The 234-nt window shown below is 62.8% G+C and carries 1 protein-coding gene; it reads left to right on the top strand.

All coding sequences use genetic code 11. The annotated features are described in order from the left end of the window. Positions 1-234 (top strand): LysR substrate-binding domain-containing protein (locus SB752_RS33295; protein ID WP_410719643.1); only part of this gene is annotated, 234 nt, incomplete at its 3' end.

Raw genomic sequence — 234 nt, 5'->3', positions numbered from 1 at the left:
GTGCGCAGCCTGGTCGCGCAGAATGTCGGCGTCACGATTCTTTCCGACCTCGTTTTCAGGCCGTGGTCCCACGACGGGGGAAGAATACGCAGGACGGTGATGGCAGGATCCGTCCCGTCGATGGACCTGGGACTCGTCCATCGACGCGACGCCGACCTGTCCAAGGCCGCCAGCGCCTGTGCACGCGTCTTGCGTTTGCTGGCAAAAAGCCTGTTGCGAGAATCGCATCTGCAG

The sequence above is a fragment of the Brevibacillus sp. SIMBA_040 genome, assembly GCF_046535075.1.
GTDB lineage: Bacteria > Bacillota > Bacilli > Brevibacillales > Brevibacillaceae > Brevibacillus.
Note: the sequence above shows the minus strand (reverse complement) of the source record. Positions and strands in the feature narration are given on the sequence as shown.